The organism is Nonomuraea helvata, assembly GCF_039535785.1.
In the GTDB taxonomy this organism is placed as follows: Bacteria; Actinomycetota; Actinomycetes; order Streptosporangiales; family Streptosporangiaceae; genus Nonomuraea; species Nonomuraea helvata.
In genome coordinates this window covers 2,276,080-2,292,336 of record NZ_BAAAXV010000009.1, presented here as the reverse complement: position 1 = coordinate 2,292,336, position 16,257 = coordinate 2,276,080, and the positions used below count along the sequence as shown (strand labels likewise).

The 16,257-nt window shown below is 69.4% G+C and carries 11 protein-coding genes; 4 read left to right on the top strand and 7 right to left on the bottom strand.

Annotated elements, in window-relative coordinates; genetic code table 11:
- Positions 1 to 61: 61 nt before the first annotated feature.
- Entirely contained in the window at positions 62 to 2,617 is a 2,556-nt protein-coding gene (locus ABD830_RS44060) for a glycoside hydrolase family 9 protein (RefSeq protein ID WP_378520900.1), read from the bottom strand.
- The gene (locus tag ABD830_RS44055) at positions 2,560 to 5,511 is read right to left on the bottom strand and encodes a glycoside hydrolase family 48 protein (RefSeq protein WP_345000747.1); all 2,952 of its coding nucleotides are present in this window, start codon (positions 5,509 to 5,511) and stop codon (positions 2,560 to 2,562) included. Before ABD830_RS44055 ends, ABD830_RS44060 begins: the two co-directional genes overlap by 58 nt.
- A 267-nt stretch (positions 5,512 to 5,778) precedes the next feature.
- Here ABD830_RS44055 and ABD830_RS44050 point away from each other — a divergent pair, with 267 nt between their 5' ends.
- A complete protein-coding gene (locus ABD830_RS44050; protein WP_345000745.1) occupies positions 5,779 to 8,130 on the top strand; it encodes a glycoside hydrolase family 6 protein in 2,352 nt (783 codons plus the stop codon).
- A gap of 186 nt (positions 8,131 to 8,316) precedes the next feature.
- On the opposite strand, the gene ABD830_RS44045 is transcribed toward ABD830_RS44050, so the two are convergent.
- The 5 genes from ABD830_RS44045 to ABD830_RS44025 all read right to left on the bottom strand — a co-directional run bounded on the left by ABD830_RS44045 (position 8,317) and on the right by ABD830_RS44025 (position 12,608).
- Positions 8,317 to 8,709 carry a DnaJ family domain-containing protein gene (locus ABD830_RS44045; RefSeq protein ID WP_345000743.1) on the bottom strand — a complete coding sequence of 131 codons (393 nt, stop codon included), beginning with the start codon at positions 8,707 to 8,709 and terminating at the stop codon, positions 8,317 to 8,319.
- 9 nt (positions 8,710 to 8,718) lie between these two features.
- Positions 8,719 to 9,618 (bottom strand): dihydropteroate synthase, encoded by a 900-nt coding sequence (gene folP / locus ABD830_RS44040; protein ID WP_345000741.1) that lies wholly within the window; start codon positions 9,616 to 9,618, stop codon positions 8,719 to 8,721.
- Between the two features lie 137 nt (positions 9,619 to 9,755).
- The gene (locus ABD830_RS44035) at positions 9,756 to 10,226 is read right to left on the bottom strand and encodes an ATP-binding protein (RefSeq protein WP_345000739.1); all 471 of its coding nucleotides are present in this window, start codon (positions 10,224 to 10,226) and stop codon (positions 9,756 to 9,758) included.
- Between the two features lie 98 nt (positions 10,227 to 10,324).
- Positions 10,325 to 11,374, bottom strand: coding sequence for an NAD-dependent epimerase/dehydratase family protein (locus tag ABD830_RS44030; RefSeq protein ID WP_345000737.1), 1,050 nt, complete (start codon positions 11,372 to 11,374; stop codon positions 10,325 to 10,327).
- 52 nt (positions 11,375 to 11,426) lie between these two features.
- Entirely contained in the window at positions 11,427 to 12,608 is a 1,182-nt protein-coding gene (locus ABD830_RS44025) for a zinc-dependent alcohol dehydrogenase (protein ID WP_345000735.1), read from the bottom strand.
- Between the two features lie 205 nt (positions 12,609 to 12,813).
- Between ABD830_RS44025 and ABD830_RS44020 the strand changes: the two genes are divergently transcribed.
- Genes ABD830_RS44020 through ABD830_RS44010 form a run of 3 tightly spaced genes read left to right on the top strand, consistent with a single transcriptional unit; the run spans position 12,814 to position 16,251 of the window.
- The gene (locus ABD830_RS44020) at positions 12,814 to 13,857 is read left to right on the top strand and encodes a polyprenyl synthetase family protein (protein ID WP_345000732.1); all 1,044 of its coding nucleotides are present in this window, start codon (positions 12,814 to 12,816) and stop codon (positions 13,855 to 13,857) included.
- 11 nt (positions 13,858 to 13,868) lie between these two features.
- Entirely contained in the window at positions 13,869 to 14,804 is a 936-nt protein-coding gene (locus ABD830_RS44015; protein ID WP_345000730.1) for a 4-hydroxy-3-methylbut-2-enyl diphosphate reductase, read from the top strand.
- A 31-nt stretch (positions 14,805 to 14,835) separates the two neighbouring features.
- Entirely contained in the window at positions 14,836 to 16,251 is a 1,416-nt protein-coding gene (locus ABD830_RS44010; protein WP_345000728.1) for a family 2B encapsulin nanocompartment shell protein, read from the top strand.
- Positions 16,252 to 16,257: the final 6 nt, after the last annotated feature.

The window sequence follows — 16,257 nt, the reverse complement described above, 5'->3', positions numbered from 1 at the left end:
TGCCTTTCCCTGAGCTGTGGAACCGCCCCCGCCGCTACTGCGACGGGGGCGGGGTCTTCACTCAGGCGGGAGTGCAGGTGATCGGGTCGGGGACGGTGGGCGTGCCGTTCGCGATGAAGCCGAACGTGGTGGTGGCGCCGGGAGCCAGCGCCCCGTTGTAGGACTCGTTCCTCACGGTGACGCCGGACCCCGACTGGGTGTGCTTGCCGCCCCAGAGCTGGGTGATCTGGTTCGCCGACGTCCAGGCGACCGTCCAGCCCGTGGTGGCTGCCGTGCCGTTGTTCTTCACCGTCACCTCGGCCTGGAAGGCGCCGCTCCACGAGCTCGTCACCTTGTACGTCGCCGCGCACCCGCCCGGGGGCGGCGTCGTGTTCGTGGTGGTGAACGAGACGCTGTCGGACGGCGCCGAGGTGTTGCCCGCCGCGTCCCGCGCCACCACGGAGGCGGTGTAGGCCGTGGCAGGGGTGAGCCCGCTCAGGTCGAAGGACGCGCTCGTGGCCGTGCCTACCTTTGTGGACCCCAGGTAGACGTCGTAGCCGCTCACGCCCACGTTGTCCGTGGAGGCGGTCCAGCTCAGCTTGGCGGTCGAGCCCGTGATCCCGGAAACCGCGGGCTTGCCCGGCTTGCTGGGCGCTGTCGTGTCCTGTTCCTCCGGACCCGGGGGCTCACCCCAGATCTTGGTCGCGCCGCTGTAGAGAGTGATGTTCCCGGTCCGCACCGGCGTCGCGCCGGGCGTGGTGGGGATGTTCCGGTACGACCAGTCGTTCGCCGGGTCCCACGTGCCCGAGCTGGCGATCCTGAACTGCACCTCCCTGCGGTGCTGAGACTGTCCCGCCGGGGCGATGACCTGGCCGGAGCAGTCGATGTTCACGTAGTACGTGGTGCCGCTCGCCTGGTTCAGCGTGGGCGCCTTGCACTGCGTGTAGGCCGACGACACGGTGATCTGCGAGGCGGTCGTCGAGCCGTCGAGCGTGAAGTAGTAGCGGAAGGAGCCGTCGGACAGCACCCTGGCGGGCCAGGCCGACTGGTTGCGGACGATGGCCTTGATCTCGGTGAAGTTGGTGCCCGAGGCGTTCACGCCCGCCTCGACGAAGATCTCGGGTCCGTCCGGGGTCTCCCGCGGCGGGAAGTTCGCGGCGGGGGCGCCCCCGTACTCCTTGTAGAGCCGGGCCAGCGCGCTGGTGAAGCCGGCGTTGTAGTCGGTGGCGACCTCGTTCATGACGTAGTCGTCGCGTTTGTCGGTGTAGGCGTCGTTCGGGTCGGGCGGGCCTCCGACGAGCGCGCCGTACAGCGTGTGGCGGGTCTGCTCGGGGTTGGTGATCTGGTCGGTCCACGAGCCGTGCGCCGTGCGGTGATGCGGGTTCTTGGGCGGGTTGGCGCCGAACCCGATCACGTACGAGGAGTTGCGCGGGTTGTCGCCGAGCGCGTAGTTGATCTGCCGGACCGCGAAGTCGTGGTAGCGGGCCTTGCGCGTGGCGTCGGTGATGGTGTCGCTGTGCACGAGCGCCGCGAACGAGGTGTTGGCCGCGTACCGCAGCGAGCCCCACCGGTCCAGCACGGCCTGGCCGCCCGGCGAGTACGCCACCTTGGAGCCGTTCACGCCGACCGTCCACCAGTCGAGCCAGCGGTTGGCGTCGTCCAGGTAGCGCTGCTTGCCGGTCAGCTTGTACAGCAGCACGTACGCGCCGTAGGACTTGTCGTCCCACGCGATCGTCCACTTGTACGACTTGGTGGTGCTCTGCGGCTCGTTGCCCAGGTTGTCGTAGCCGGTCTCGGCCTTGGCCAGGTAGGAGGCGTCGTTCGTGGCCCGGTAGAGCCAGATCGCGCCCCACACCAGCTCGTCGTTGTAGCCGCTCCACGATTGGTAGTAGCCCTGGGCGTCGGTGATGCAGTCGCTGTACTTCTTCCTGACGGTGTCGGCGAAGGAGTACAGCTGCTTGGCGTGCGTGAGCAGCGTGTCAGCATAAGACGGATTTGTCGGGCGGAAGACCATCGACGAGGCCGCCATCGCGGCCGCCGTCTCGCCCGCCAGGTCCGACCCGCCGCACGACGCGTCGATCTTGTACGCGGGCCGCGCCATCTGCATGGCCTCGGCCGGCCCCCACCAGGCGTGGTCCGTGCCGCCGTTGCCGACCTGCCCGTAGAGCACGTTCGGCGACGGGTGCGCCTTGATGAAGTAGTCGTTGACGTACTTGAGGTTGTTGAGCAGGTGCGTGAGCTGGCCGGAGTTCGCGTACGCGTCGCGGTACTCGACCGCGCCCCAGGCCAGCATCGTGGTGGAGGCCGCCATCGGGAGGCCGAACTTGACGTGGTCGCCCGCGTCGTACCAGCCACCCGTGAGGTCCACGCCCACGTCCTTGCCGTCGTTCATGCCCGAGTCGCCGCGCCAGGAGACGCGGTTCCAGTCGGGCAGGTCGCCCGACTGCTGGGCCTCGTAGAACCAGAGCGACTTCTGCAGCGCCTCACCGTAGGCGAAGGCGGGTGCGGCGGCGCGGGCCGCCGGCCCCGACCCCAAGAGGGGCAGGGCCAGCGACACCGCGGCGATCAGTGCTGCCTTTCTCACGGGAAGAGCCGTCCGTACTCGGCCAGGGCGACGGCGACGTCCACCTGCGCCCAGAACCGGTGATAGTTGAAGACGGGCGCGGGGCCGGTGCCGTTGATGTAGGCGTTCACCTTCGCCCAGTCGGGGTCGTTCTTGTAGAAGGACCTGATCGAGATGAACGTCGAGCTGGAGTTGATGGCGTCGCCGTTGGGCATCTTGCCGCTCCAGCCGGACGGCACGTAGACCGGGTCGCCCACGCGCTTGTAGTCGGTCTTGGTCTCGGGGACCGACACGCCCTTGGCGTCGCGGTACTTCCACACGCCGTCGAGCAGCGCCTTGGCCATGTTCTTGGCCGCCGTGTTGTTCGCCTTGGCCGCGTAGTACATGAGCGCCTTGGCGTACGCGCCCGCCACACCCACGTCATTGGTGTAGTCGGCGATCGTCACGTGCAGGCCGGGGTTGGCCGGGGGCATCCCGGAGGTGGCGGTGAAGTCGCCCGCGGGCTGGCCGGTCCACTTCAGCGTGGACGGGATCTGGTACGTGCCGTCCGCGTTGATGGTGGTGTTGTTCATGGCCCAGGTGACCCACTTGTCGAGCAGCGCCTTCGCGTCGGCGTTGCCCGAGGCGTAGTAGAGCTCGGCCACCCGCTCCATCGTCCACGCCTGGAAGCCGAACCACTGGTTCGACGGCGGGTCGTGGTAGACGGGCTGCCAGTCGTAGGTCAGGCCGTGGAACTTCGGCAGGCCGGCCGGCGGCGTCCCGTAGTGGCCCTCCCAGCTGTTGGTCGCGCCACCGGCGATGGCGCCCTCGGCCGACTGCAGCCAGGTGTAGAACTGCAACTGCCTGGTGAGGCTGGTGCTCCAGTCAGCGGCGCCGGTGCTGCTCTTGGGCTTCAGCTCGGCCACGTTGGCCAGCGCCCAGGCCGCGAGCGGGTTCTGGTAGCCGGAGTGGTTGTGGCTGGAGCCGATGCGCCATGCCCAGCCGGCGTTGGAGTCGGTCGCGCCGCCCCAGGCGTAGTACCAGCTCAGCAGGTAGTTGGACGAGTCCTTGCCGGTGCCCGCCGCGCACGAGGGGCTCGTGCAGCCGGGCTTCTTGAAGTACTTGTCGTACATCGCGTAGCGCAGGTAGTCACCCATCTTCGCGGCCTTGGCGACCGACGCGGAGATCTGCGAGTCCTTGCCCTGCGCCTTGGCCCACGTCTCCGCCCAGTACGCGGCCTGCACGGCACGCGCGTCGGCGTCGGGGGCGTTGGTGTACCTCCACTGCTTGGCGTAGGAGTTGTCCTTGATGAACAGGTCCAGGTAGCCGTTGGGGCCGCCGAACTTCATCGTGTCGCAGGACGGCTGCGGGATGGTCTCGAAGACCGACTCCTCGGGACCGCGCTGGTAGGTGTTGATGTAGGCGGGCTTGGTGGTGCCGTCGCCACAGCGGCCGAAGCCGTAGGTGTTGTCGACGTCGAGCAGCCAGTGCATGCCGTAGATGTCACGGGTGCCGTACGCGCTCTGCAACTCGTTCGCGATCGGGTCGCTGCCCGGGGTCACGCCGGTGTCGAGCGGGCTCGGGTAGTTGCTGATCTGGTTCGACTCCGGCGCGTACGTGGCCGGCTTGTTCGGCGTGTAGAAGGAGTTCGTCGGCTGGTCGGCCGTGGCCGGGATGATGTACTTCTCCATCGACGCCCACGCGTTGTTGAACTTCGACCAGTCGCCGGTGGCCTGCCCGTACGCCGCCTCCAGCCACAGGTAGTAGCTGTAGGCCTCGGACGTGGTCTCGTGCCCGTGGTCCGGTGCCTCCACCATGAACGTCTCGATCGAGTGGTAGGGCACGCCCTCGGGCGAGAAGTAGCCGTTCGCCGGGTCGTGGATCTCGTTGTACATCTCGACGAAGCGCTGGACGTACGTGTTGTCGCCGCCGACGTCGTCGTCCGCCTCGCTGGCGGTCACGTCGACCGCGGTGTAGCCGGTGGCGCTCACCCTGAAGACGGCGGAGCCACTGGTGGTGTCGCTGTCGTTGGCCGCCGCCAGCGTGACGTTCTGCGCGGTGTTCCAGTTGGACGGCGTGAAGGTCAGGCTGGCGCCGCCCGAGACCGTGAGGTCGGTGTCGCCGCTGGCGCGCGCCGTGGTGACGGTCACGTTGGCCGAGGGTGCCTGCGACAGCTTCACGCCGAAGCTCGCGGTGCCCGCCTCCGGCACGGACAGGGTCGTCGGGCTCACGACGAGCGCCGGACCCGTGTTCTGCGAGACCGTGATGCCGACGGGCGAAGAGGTGGTGGTCGCGCCGCCGTTGTCGGTGGCCTTCGCGGTGATCGAGTAGCTGCCGGCCGCCACGTTCGTCCAGCTGTAGCTGTACGGCGCCGAGGTGTCGGTGCCGAGCAGCGTGGAGCCCTGGTAGAAGTCGACCTTGGAGATCGTGCCGTCGGCATCGGAGGCGTTCGCCGCGATCGGCACGGTGGCCGGGGCGGTGAACGTCTGGCCCGCGGTCGGAGAGGTCAGCGACACGGTGGGCGGGGTGTTGTTCCCGACGCCGCCACAGGTGGTGCCGTTCACGCTGAAGCTGGTCGGGTTGGGGTTGCTGCCCGTCCAGGTGCCGTTGAAGCCGATGGAGACGGAGCCACCCGTGGAGAGGCTGCCGTTGTACGGCATGTTCGTGGCGGTCACGCGGGTGCCCGACTGGCTCCAGTTAGCGCTCCAACCCGTCGGGGTGTATTTCTGACCCGTGGTGGGGAAGTCGAAGGCCAGCGACCAAGAGGTAATGGGATCACCGGTGTTCTTCAAGGTGATGTTCGCGGTGAAACCGCCCTGACCAGGGCTGCTCGTCCACGAGTTGGCCGCGTATGTCACGTCGCACGCCACGGACGCCTGTGCCGGACTGGCCGCCACGGCCGCGGTCGCGCCCGCCACGAGGACGAGCGTCGTGGCCACGGCGAGCCGCCTCGATAAGCGGGAGAGGAGGGAAGGAGGTCTGTACTTCACGGGATCTCCATGGGATCAGGGGAGTGGGAGCGCTCCCAAACGGGATTGTGGATGCCCTCACGCGTATGTCAACGGAATGGCGGTCCGGTAACCCCTGTGTTTCCTCTCACCAGGCTGCCCGGCATGAAAGTTTCATCCGCGTTCCGGGCCATTCAACGAGCATGTGGGGCGGCGGACACCTTTTGGAGTGACGCCCGCTGTACACGGGTGCGACTGCGACAGACCATGGGAGCGCTCCCAGCCCTCTAACACTGGAGATGATCGCTCGTGAGACTCCAACGCGGCCTCCGCAAATGGGCCGTGACCGTGACCGCCGCGAGTGTCGCGGCCTTAGGGCTCGTCGCCGGCCAGAGCACGGCCGCCAACGCCGCGGTCGGCTGCGACGTGACCTACTCTGCCAACTCGTGGACGAGCAGCCCCGGCCAGGGCGGTTTCACCGCGAACATCACCTTGAAGAACACCGGCGACCCCATCACGTCGTGGAATCTGGCCTTCGACTTCCCGACCACAGGCCAGAAGTACACTCCGACGGGTTGGAGCGCTAACTGGAGCCAGTCGGGCACCCGCGTGACCGCCACGAGCATGCCGTACAACGGCAGCCTCTCCACGGGTGGCTCCGTCTCCATCGGCTTCAACGGCACCTGGACGGGCAGCAACCCCAACCCGACCAGCTTCAGCGTGAACGGCAGCACCTGCGGCGGGGGGAACCCGACGACCCCGTCGGTGGTCACCTCGGCCAGCTCGGTCGCGGTGAACGAGGGCGGCACGGCCACGTTCACGGCCAAGCTCTCCTCGGCGCCGTCCGCCAACGTGACCGTCACCACGACGCGGACCAGCGGTGACACGGACCTGTCCGTGAGCTCGGGCGGCTCGCTGACCTTCACCCCGTCCAACTGGAACACCGCGCAGACGGTCACCCTGGCGGCGGCGCAGGACTCCGACACCACCGCGGGCACCGCCGCCTTCTCCGTCGGCGGCACGGGCGTCACCCCGGCCACGGTCAACGCCACCGAGGTGGACGACGACGCCGTGGTGGAGCAGGCGATCATCGTCACGCCGACCTCGGTGACCGTGCCGGAGGGCGCCACCGCCTCCTACACCGTGCGCCTGGCCGCCGCCCCGACCTCCAACGTGACCGTCACCTCGACGGCGGGCAGCGGCGACACCAACATCACCGTCTCCAGCGGGGCCAGCCTCACCTTCACGCCGTCCAACTGGAACACCCCGCAGACGGTCACCCTGGCCGCCTCTGAGGACTCCGACACGGCCAACGGCACCCGTCCGATCACCGTCGCCTCGACCGGCCTGACCTCCAAGACGGTCACCGCCACCGAGGCCGACAACGACGGCAACCCCAACCCCGGCGGCCACGTCGAGAACCCGTACTCCGGCGCGACCGGCTACGTCAACCCCAACTGGAAGGCCAAGGCCCAGGCCGAGCCGGGCGGCTCCGCAGTGGCCAACACCTCCACGGCCGTGTGGCTGGACCGCATCGCGGCCATCGCCGGCTCCGCCGACGTCATGGGTCTGCGCGCCCACCTGGACGAGGCCGTCAGGCAGGACGCCGCCAACGGCTCCACGCCGCTGACCGTGCAGTTCGTCATCTACGACCTGCCCAACCGCGACTGCTCGGCGCTGGCCTCCAACGGCGAGCTGCTCGTCGCCGAGAACGGGCTCAACCGCTACAAGACCGAGTACATCGACCCGATCGCGGCGATGATGAGCGAGCCGGCGTACGCGGGCCTGCGCATCGTCACGATCATCGAGCCCGACTCGCTGCCCAACCTGGTCACCAACCTCAGCTTCCCCAAGTGCGCCGAGGCCAACTCGACCGGTGCCTACGTGGACGGCGTCCGCTACGCGCTGAACAAGCTGCACGCCATCACCAACGTCTACACCTACATCGACGCCGGCCACCACGCCTGGCTCGGCTGGGACTCGAACTTCAACCCGACGGTCAACCTCTTCTACAACACCGTGGCCGGCACCACCGCCGGTGTGGACAGCGCGGACGGCTTCATCATCAACACCGCCAACTACGGCGCGACCACCGAGCCGTACTTCACGATCAACACGACCGTGAACGGCCAGTCGGTCCGGCAGTCCAGCTGGGTCGACTGGAACTACTACGTGGACGAGTCGAGCTTCGCCACGGCACTGCGTAGCGCCCTGATCAGCAAGGGCTTCAAGCAGGGCCTCGGCATGCTGATCGACACCTCGCGCAACGGCTGGGGCGGCACCGCCCGCCCGAGCGGGCCGAGCACCTCGACCAACGTGAACGACTTCGTCAACCAGTCACGCATCGACCGCCGCCTCCACGCCGGCAACTGGTGCAACCAGAGCGGCGCCGGCATGGGCGTGCGGCCCACGGCCAACGTGCCCGCCGGGTTCGACGCCTACGTCTGGATCAAGCCGCCGGGCGAGTCCGACGGCGCCAGCACGGACATCCCGAACGACGAGGGCAAGAAGTTCGACCGGATGTGCGACCCGACGTACGAGGGCAACGACCTCAACAAGCACAACAAGTCCGGGGCGCTGCCCGGCGCGCCGCTCTCCGGCCGCTGGTTCTCGGCGCAGTTCCAGGAGCTGATGCGGAACGCGTACCCGCCGATCAACTAGCCATCGGTACGGCCGAGGGCCCGGCGCCTCACCCGGGTCCCGGCGGAACCGAGGGGCCCGGACCACCCGGTCCGGGCCCCTCGCAGAAAGCCCGAGCGACCCGCCTGACCCGGGTCTCTCGGAGGGGCCCGCCTGACCCGGGTCCCTCGACCACCCGAAGGGGCCCCGCACTCCGGGGCCCCTTCTTCACCGGGATCTCCGCCACTCCGACACGATCTCGTCCACATCGAACGGCATCAGGTTGAGCGGCGGACCGGACAGCCCCGTCCTGATCGCCTCGCGGATCCTCTTGTTGATCTCCTCGAGGATCTGCCGCACCTGGGTCTCCGACCTGGCCCCGCGCGCCTCGGCCAGCGCCTGCTCGGCGTCCTTGCGCAGCGCCAGCGTGGGCGGCAGGGGCATCGAGAGCCCCTCGCTCTCGATCTTCTGCTTGATCCACCACATCTCGTCGTACGGCCGGTCGGGCAGCGGCTTCCCTGCTCCCGGCAGGTCGTCGAACGCGCCGCGCTCCTCCGCCTCGCGAATCTGCCGGTCGACCCAGCTCTCGAACGGCATGCCCCTGGGTTTCCGCTCGGTCAATTGACCTCCTCAGGCCAGATTGTGACTCGGGGTCCGCGGGCCACGCCAGCCGAGCATGGCCTCGGTCATGCGTACGGACGCGACCGTGGCGGCCACGTCGTGCACCCGGAGGATGCGGGCGCCTTTGAGGATGGCGAAGACGTTGGCGGCGATCGTGCCCTCTTTCCGCTCGTCCTGGGGGCGGTCGAGCGTCTCCCCGATGAAGTCCTTGTTGGACAGGGCCACCAGCGTCGGGTAGCCGATCGCGGTGATCTCCTCGAGCCGGCGCGTGAGCTCGAGCGAGTGGAAGGTGTTCTTGTTCAGGTCGTGGCCGGGGTCGATGATGATCCTGTCCTCGGCGATGCCGGACTTCAGCGCGTACGCGACCCGCTCGCGCAGGAACCCGGCCACCTCTGAGACGACGTCGGCGTAACTCGGCCGGAGGACCCGCTTGCCCGGGCCGCCGAGACTGTGCGTGACGATCACGCTGACCCCTGACTCGGCGGCGAACTCCGCCATGCCGGGCTCGCGCAGGCCGTTGGTGTCGTTGATCACGTCGGCCCCCGCCTCGACGGCCGCCCGCGCCACCTCGGGCCTGTGGGTGTCGACGGAGATGACGGCGTCGGTGGCCTTCCTGACCTCGGCGATCACCGGCACCACCCGCTCGATCTCCTCGTCCACGCCGATCTGTGCCTGAGCTGCGCTGAAGGCGAACCCGCCGATGTCCACCCAGTCGGCCCCGTCGTCCACAGCCCTGCGCGCGGCCGCGACGGCGGTGTCGAGCTCGAACGTGCTGCCCTGGTCGTGGAAGGAGTTGGGCGTCCTGTTGACGATGGCCATGATGGCGACCTGGCGCGCGAAGTCGAACTCCCTCCGCCCGATGCGCCGGACGGGCGAGATCATCCCGGAAGGAAGCGTTTCGCCGCTCACGTTGCGAGCCTACCTGGCCCCTGTCCAGCCCATCCGCCCCGCCCACCCGCCCCGGACCCCAGCCGTCGGGGCCCCGACGCCCGGTGCCCGTGCGTCGCTCGGGGGGCTCGTCCGCGGCGGGTGCCGGGGGCGGGGCGTCAGGCTGTGAAGCGGCCGAAGGGGTGGCGGCCGGCGGAGACCCGGATGCGCTTCATGACCCGATGGGTGGCGCGCTCCGGTAGGTGCGGCAGCCGCATGGTGAGCAGGACCGTGGTGCCGCCGGGACCGGTGTCGAAGTCGGCCATGTCGCACAGCCGGCGGATGAGGTAGATCCCCCTGCCCTCCTGGGTGAGGTCGAGCGGCTTGAGGTCGGCGTTCACGTACCCGCCGGGGATGCCGGAGCCCCGGTCGGTCGTCTCGGAGCGGATCACGCCGTTCACCGTCCACAGCTTGAAGTACCCATGCCCACCGGCGTGCTCCACGGCGTTGACGACGCTCTCATGCACGGCCAGGACGAAGTCGTCGAGCTTGGGACTGCTCAGCCCGCAACTGCCTGCCAGTTCGGCCACTGCACGACGTAGTCGGGTGACGTCGTGGAGGGTGAAGGGCTGGGCCATCAGGGTGCGCATGCACTCCTCCGTGTCGTCCGACACACAGGCCGCGCTTCAGGACCTCGCGTTGTGTCTCCAGTTCCCCGGAGCCGGGACCTTACACACCAGGCTGCACATTACGCACGGCCGCCCACGCCGGTGGCGAGCTCCTTCATCCGCTCGACCGGCCCGCCGTCGGGGGCGAGCGGCGCGGTGTCCATGCCGGCGCCGTCGTGCAGCCCCTCGACCAGCTCCCGCATGGCCTCCCACGAGGAGTACCGGGGCGTCCAGCCCAGCACCTCCCTGGCCCGGTCGGTCTTCATGACCGGGATCCGCAGGATCAGGTCGAGCAGGCCGGGCGCGGCCGGTATGAGCCTCATGTGCCAGCCCACCGCCATGGCCGCCCTGGCCACGGTGGGCGAGACCGGCACCGTACGGGCGTCGAGCAGCTTGGCGAGGTCGGCCGGGTCGAGCACGGGATCGGCGGCGATGTTGAACGCGCCCCGCACCTGCCTGGTGACCGCCAGCCGGTACGCCTCCGCCGCATCCTGGGCGTGCACCACCTGCAGCCGCAGGCCGGGGACGTCCGGCACGAACGGGATGCGCCCCGCCCTGATCAGCCGCCGCGGCACGAACGGCCCGCCGAACAGCCTGCGCTGCTCGGTCGCCGCCACCCGCTGGAAGATGAACCCCGGCCGCATCCGCACCACGCGGGTGCCCGGGTGGTCGTGCTCGAAGACGTCGAGCACGCGCTCGACGTACGCCTTCTCCCGCCCGTACGCGGCCCCCGGCCAGCCGTGCGTGGGCCAGCTCTCGTCCACCGGCCGGTCCTTGGGCCCAGGCGAGTACGCTCCCACGGACGAGGCGTGGACCAGCGCCGGCACGCCCGCCTCGGCGACGGCGCGGAAGACGCGCATGCTGCCCAGCACGTTCGCCCGCCACGTGACGGACGGGTTGCGGGTCGGCTGGAACAGCCACGCGAGGTGCACGACCACGTCCGCCCCGTCGAAGATCCGCGTCAGGTCCGCGGTCCCGATGTCGGCCTGCCGCCAGTCGGTGCGGTCGATCCGCCACCCGGGCAACCGGCGGGCGACCCCCACGATCGAGGTCACGCCGCCGTCCGTGGCCAGCGCGCGCACCACGCTGGTGCCGACGTTCCCGGTTGCTCCCACCACAACGACTCTCATGGAAGCTCCGCTGCCCGTCCTTTGGGCCCGGAAATCCCTACGACCTGGCAAGTTATGGCTGTAGGAGTATCTTGACCGCTCCGTCCGCCTTCTTCTGGAACATCTCGTACGCCATGGGCGCCTGCTCCAGCGGCATCCGGTGAGTGGCCAGGTCCATGACGCCGAGCGGATCGGACTCATCGGTCACCAGCGGCATCAGCACGCCGGTCCACCGCCTGACGTGGGCCTGGCCCATGCGCATCGTGATGCCCTTGTCGAACATGCGCAGCATGGGCATGGGATCGGTCATGCCGCCGTAGACGCCGATGACGGAGATGACGCCGCCACGCCGTACCGCGTCGATGGCCTGGTTGAGCACGGCCAGCCGGTCGACGCCCGCATGCGTCATCAGCGGCGCGGCGACCCCGGACGGCAGCATGCCGGTGAGGGTCTGGGCGACCTTGGCGGCGGGCGAGCCGTGGGCCTCCATGCCGACCGCGTCGATGACCGAGTCCGTGCCGCGCCCGGAGGTCCGCTGCCGGATCTCCCCCGGGACGTCGGGGACCTCGCTCGCGTCGATGACGTCGATCCCGTGGCGGCGGGCCATCTCCAGCCGCTGCGTCACGCCGTCCACACCGATCACCCGGTATCCCAGGTAGCCGGCGATGCGGGTGCACATCTGGCCGATCGGGCCGAGGCCGAAGACGGCGACGCTGCCGCCCTCGGGGACGTCCGCCCAGGCGACGGCCTGCCAGGCGGTCGGCAGCACGTCGGACAGGTACACGAACCGCTCGTCCGGCGGCCCCTCGGGCACCTTGACGGGTCCGAACTGCGCCTCGGGCACCCGCAGGTACTGGGCCTGCCCGCCGGGCACCTGGCCGTAGAGCTTGGTGTAGCCGAACAGCGCGGCGCCCGTGCCCTGCTCGCGCACCTGGGTGGTCTCGCACTGGGCGTAGAGCTCCATCGAGCACATGTGGCAGTGGCCGCAGGCGATGTTGAACGGGATGACCACGCGGTCGCCCGGCTTGAGGTTGTCGATCCCGGGGCCGACCTCCTCGACGACGCCTATGGGCTCGTGTCCGAGGATGTCGCCCTCGGCCATGAACGGCCCGAGCACCTCGTACAGGTGGAGGTCGGAGCCGCAGATGCCGGTGCTGGTCACCCTGATGACCGCGTCGTTGGGCTCCTTGATGGCGGGGTCGGGCACCTCCTCGACCCGGACGTCGCGCTTGCCGTGCCACGTGACTGCCTTCATGGTGTCTCCTCCCGGAAGGGGCGCCCACGAATGCCGCATACCCCCGCATATCGCATCAAACAGCTCGCCCCTCTCGACGCTCCCCGGCCGCTGGGACTGCTGAGGCAAAAGAAGTCATCCGCTACAGAAGACTCTTTACACGCTACGTATTGAGTGGATAACTATTGGTAGCGAACTTCCGACCGAAGGAGCCGCGCGCATGCCGGTGAGCTTCATTCAGCCCGACGTCGGGTCGCGCGTGGACCGGCGCCTGGCCGGCTTCCTCGAGACCTGGGGAGCCCCCGTCGACGATCCCGACGTCCAGGCCGCGTACCGGTTGCTGGCCGACTTCATCCTCAACGGCGGCAAGCGCGTCAGGCCGCAGCTGTGTTACTGGGGCTGGCGCGGCGCCGGCGGCGGCGACAGCGAGGAGATCATCACCGCCGCCGCGGCCCTGGAGCTGTGCCACGCGGGCCTGCTCATCCATGACGACATCATGGACGGCAGCGAGCTGCGACGCGGCCGGACCACCGTGCACAGGAGCCTGGCCGGGCTGCACTCCGGACCGGGCGCGGAGGCGTTCGGGCAGGGGGGCGGCATCCTGCTCGGCACGCTCAGCCTGGTCTGGTCCGACACGATGCTGTCGTCGTGCGGGGTGGAGCCGCACCGGCTGCGCGCCGCGCACCACGTGTTCGACGCCATGCGCACCGAGGTCATCAGCGGCCAGTACCTCGACATCGTGGCCCAGCTCCGTTCGGGCGCGAGCGTGGCCGAGGCGCTGACGGTGATCCGGTTCAAGACCGCCAAGTACACCGTCGAACGGCCGCTGCAGATCGGCGGCGCGCTGGCGGGCGCCTCGATGGAGGTGCTGGAGTCGTACTCCCGCTTCGGCCTGCCGCTGGGTGAGGCGTACCAGCTCCGCGACGACGTGCTCGGCACGTTCGGCTCGGAGCCGGAGACCGGCAAGTCGGCCCTCGACGACCTGCGCGAGGGCAAGCGCACGGTGCTCTTCGCGTATGCCGTGCGGAACGCCTCCCCCGCCCAGCTCGGTCGGCTCGGGAGCTGGTACGGCAACCCGGAGCTGACCGAGGAGCACGCCGCGGAGCTGCGGCAGATCCTGTGCGACACGGGAGCGCTGGCCCGGGTCGAGGAAATGATCGAAGAACGCGTGCACGAGGCCGTGACGGCACTGGCCACGGCGCGGATCGAGCCGGAGGCCGCGAGAGCGCTGGCCCTGCTGGCGGACCAGCTCGCGCACCGCACCAACTAGGGGGTTCCCAGATGGGACGGGTACTTCTCGCTGCCCCGCGCGGCTTCTGCGCGGGCGTCGAACGCGCCATCGCCACGGTCGAGGAGGCGCTGCGGCGCTTCGGCCCACCCGTTTACGTGCGCAAACAGATCGTCCACAACACCTACGTGGTCGACGACCTCACCAGGCGCGGCGCGGTCTTCGTCGAGGAGCTCGACGAGGTGCCCGACGGCTCGCTGGTCGTCTTCTCCGCCCACGGCGTCTCACCGGCGGTCAAGGAGGCGGCGGGGCTGCGCGGGCTGCGGACCGTCGACGCCACCTGCCCGCTGGTCACGAAGGTCCACAAGGAGGCCGTACGCATGGCCGAGGCGGGCTACGAGATCGTGCTGATCGGCCATGCCGGGCACGAGGAGGTCGAGGGCACCTACGGCGAGGCCCCCGACCGCATCCACGTCGTGGACCCGGCCCGCCCGGGCGAGGTGACGGTGAAAGGGCCCGTGACCTGGCTGTCGCAGACCACGCTGGCCGTGGACGAGACCATGCGGGCCGTCACCGAGCTGCGCAATCGCTTCCCCGACCTGGTCGACCCGCCCAGCGACGACATCTGCTACGCCAGCCAGAACCGCCAGGAGGCGATCACCCGGATCGCGCCGGAGTGCGAGCTGGTCATCGTCGTCGGCTCGGCCAACTCCTCCAACTCCCGGCGGCTGGTGGAGGTGGCACTGGGCGCCGGCGCGGACGCGGCGTACCTGGTCGACAGGGCCGGGGACGCCGACGAGCGGTGGCTCGACGGCGTGCGCACCGTCGGGGTCAGCTCCGGCGCCTCGGTCCCCGAGCTACTGGTCGAGGAGTTACTCGGCTGGCTCGCCGCCCGTGGATACGCCGACGTGGAGGGGGTGACCCTGGCCGAGGAGACCCTGACGTTCTCGCTTCCGCTCGAACTCCGATCCGCCCGTAAGTCGAGCTAGACCCCTCTATCGAGATTGGTGGTGCAGCACGATGACCGAAACGACCAACTCAACCGCCCCTGAGGCCGTCAACGGCAACGGACAGCTCAGCCTCAGCACCGAGGCCGCCAAGCAGCTCGCGACCACGACCAAGACGCCGCCGCAGATGCAGGAGATCACCTCGCGCTGGCTGCTGCGCCTGCTGCCCTGGGTGCAGTGCTCGGGCGGCGTGTTCAGGGTCAACCGGCGGCTGACATATGAGCTGGGCGATGGCCGCATCACGTTCAGCAACACCGGCTCTGACGTACGGGTGATCCCTGCCGAGCTGACCGAGATACCCATGCTGCGCGGCTTCGACGACACGGAGGCGCTGCAGGCCCTGGCCGGCGGCTTCGCTCAGCGTGAGATCGAGGCGGGTGAGGAGATCGTCTCCGAGGGCCGGCCCATCGACCGGCTCGTGCTCATCGCCCACGGCCGCGTGAGCAAGGTGTCCCGCGGCGCGTACGGCGACGAGCAGAGTCTCGGCATCCTGGCCGACGGCGACCACTTCGGCGAGCAGACACTGACCGACGGCGGGCGGTTCGCGTTCACCGCGCGCGCCAAGACGGCCACCACCGTGCTCACCCTGTCCAGGCAGGACTTCGAGCAGCTGGCCGACCGGTTCCCCACGCTCCGCGAGCACCTGGACCACTGGCGCGCCAACGAGGAGCACGCCCACAACGACTACGGCGAGGCCGCCATCGAACTGGCGTCGGGCCACACCGGCGAGCCCGTGCTGCCCGGCACGTTCGTGGACTACGAGCTGAGCCCGCGCGAGTACGAGCTGAGCGTGGCCCAGACGGTGCTGCGCGTGCACAGCCGGGTCTCCGACCTGTACAACCAGCCGATGAGCCAGCTCGACCAGCAGCTCCGGCTCACGATCGAGGCCCTGCGCGAGCGGCAGGAGCACGAGATGATCAACAACAGGGAGTTCGGTCTGCTCCACAACGCCGATCTCAGCCAGCGCATCCGCACCCGCACGGGCCGACCCACCCCTGACGACCTCGACGACCTGCTGGCCACCGTGTGGAAGGACCCGGCGTTCTTCCTGGCCCATCCGCAGGCCATCGCCGCCTTCGGCAGGGAGTGCAGCAAGCGCGGCGTCTACCCGCAGTCCATCGACGTACTCGGGCACAAGATGCCGGCCTGGCGAGGCGTCCCGATCTTCCCGTGCAACAAGATCCCGATCTCGGCCACGTACACGACGTCCTTCCTGCTCATGCGCACCGGGCAGGAGAACCAGGGCGTCGTCGGCCTGCACCAGACCGGCATCCCCGACGAATACCAGCCCAGCCTGTCGGTCCGGTTCATGAACATCAACGAGAAGGCCGTCATCTCCTACCTGGTCAGCGCCTACTACTCGCTGGCCGTTCTGGTGCCGGACGCGCTCGGCGTGCTGGAGGACGTCGAGGTCGGCAGGAACGGCTGACCGAGG

What these genes read in the sequence shown, in the direction of transcription:
- ABD830_RS44025 (WP_345000735.1), bottom strand. Translation starts at nt 12,608, where the DNA reads ATGAAGGCAGTCACGTGGCACGGCAAGCGCGACGTCCGGGTCGAGGAG.
- ABD830_RS44015 (WP_345000730.1), top strand. Translation starts at nt 13,869, where the DNA reads ATGGGACGGGTACTTCTCGCTGCCCCGCGCGGCTTCTGCGCGGGCGTC.
- ABD830_RS44035 (WP_345000739.1), bottom strand. Translation starts at nt 10,226, where the DNA reads ATGCGCACCCTGATGGCCCAGCCCTTCACCCTCCACGACGTCACCCGA.
- ABD830_RS44010 (WP_345000728.1), top strand. Translation starts at nt 14,836, where the DNA reads ATGACCGAAACGACCAACTCAACCGCCCCTGAGGCCGTCAACGGCAAC.
- ABD830_RS44030 (WP_345000737.1), bottom strand. Translation starts at nt 11,374, where the DNA reads ATGAGAGTCGTTGTGGTGGGAGCAACCGGGAACGTCGGCACCAGCGTG.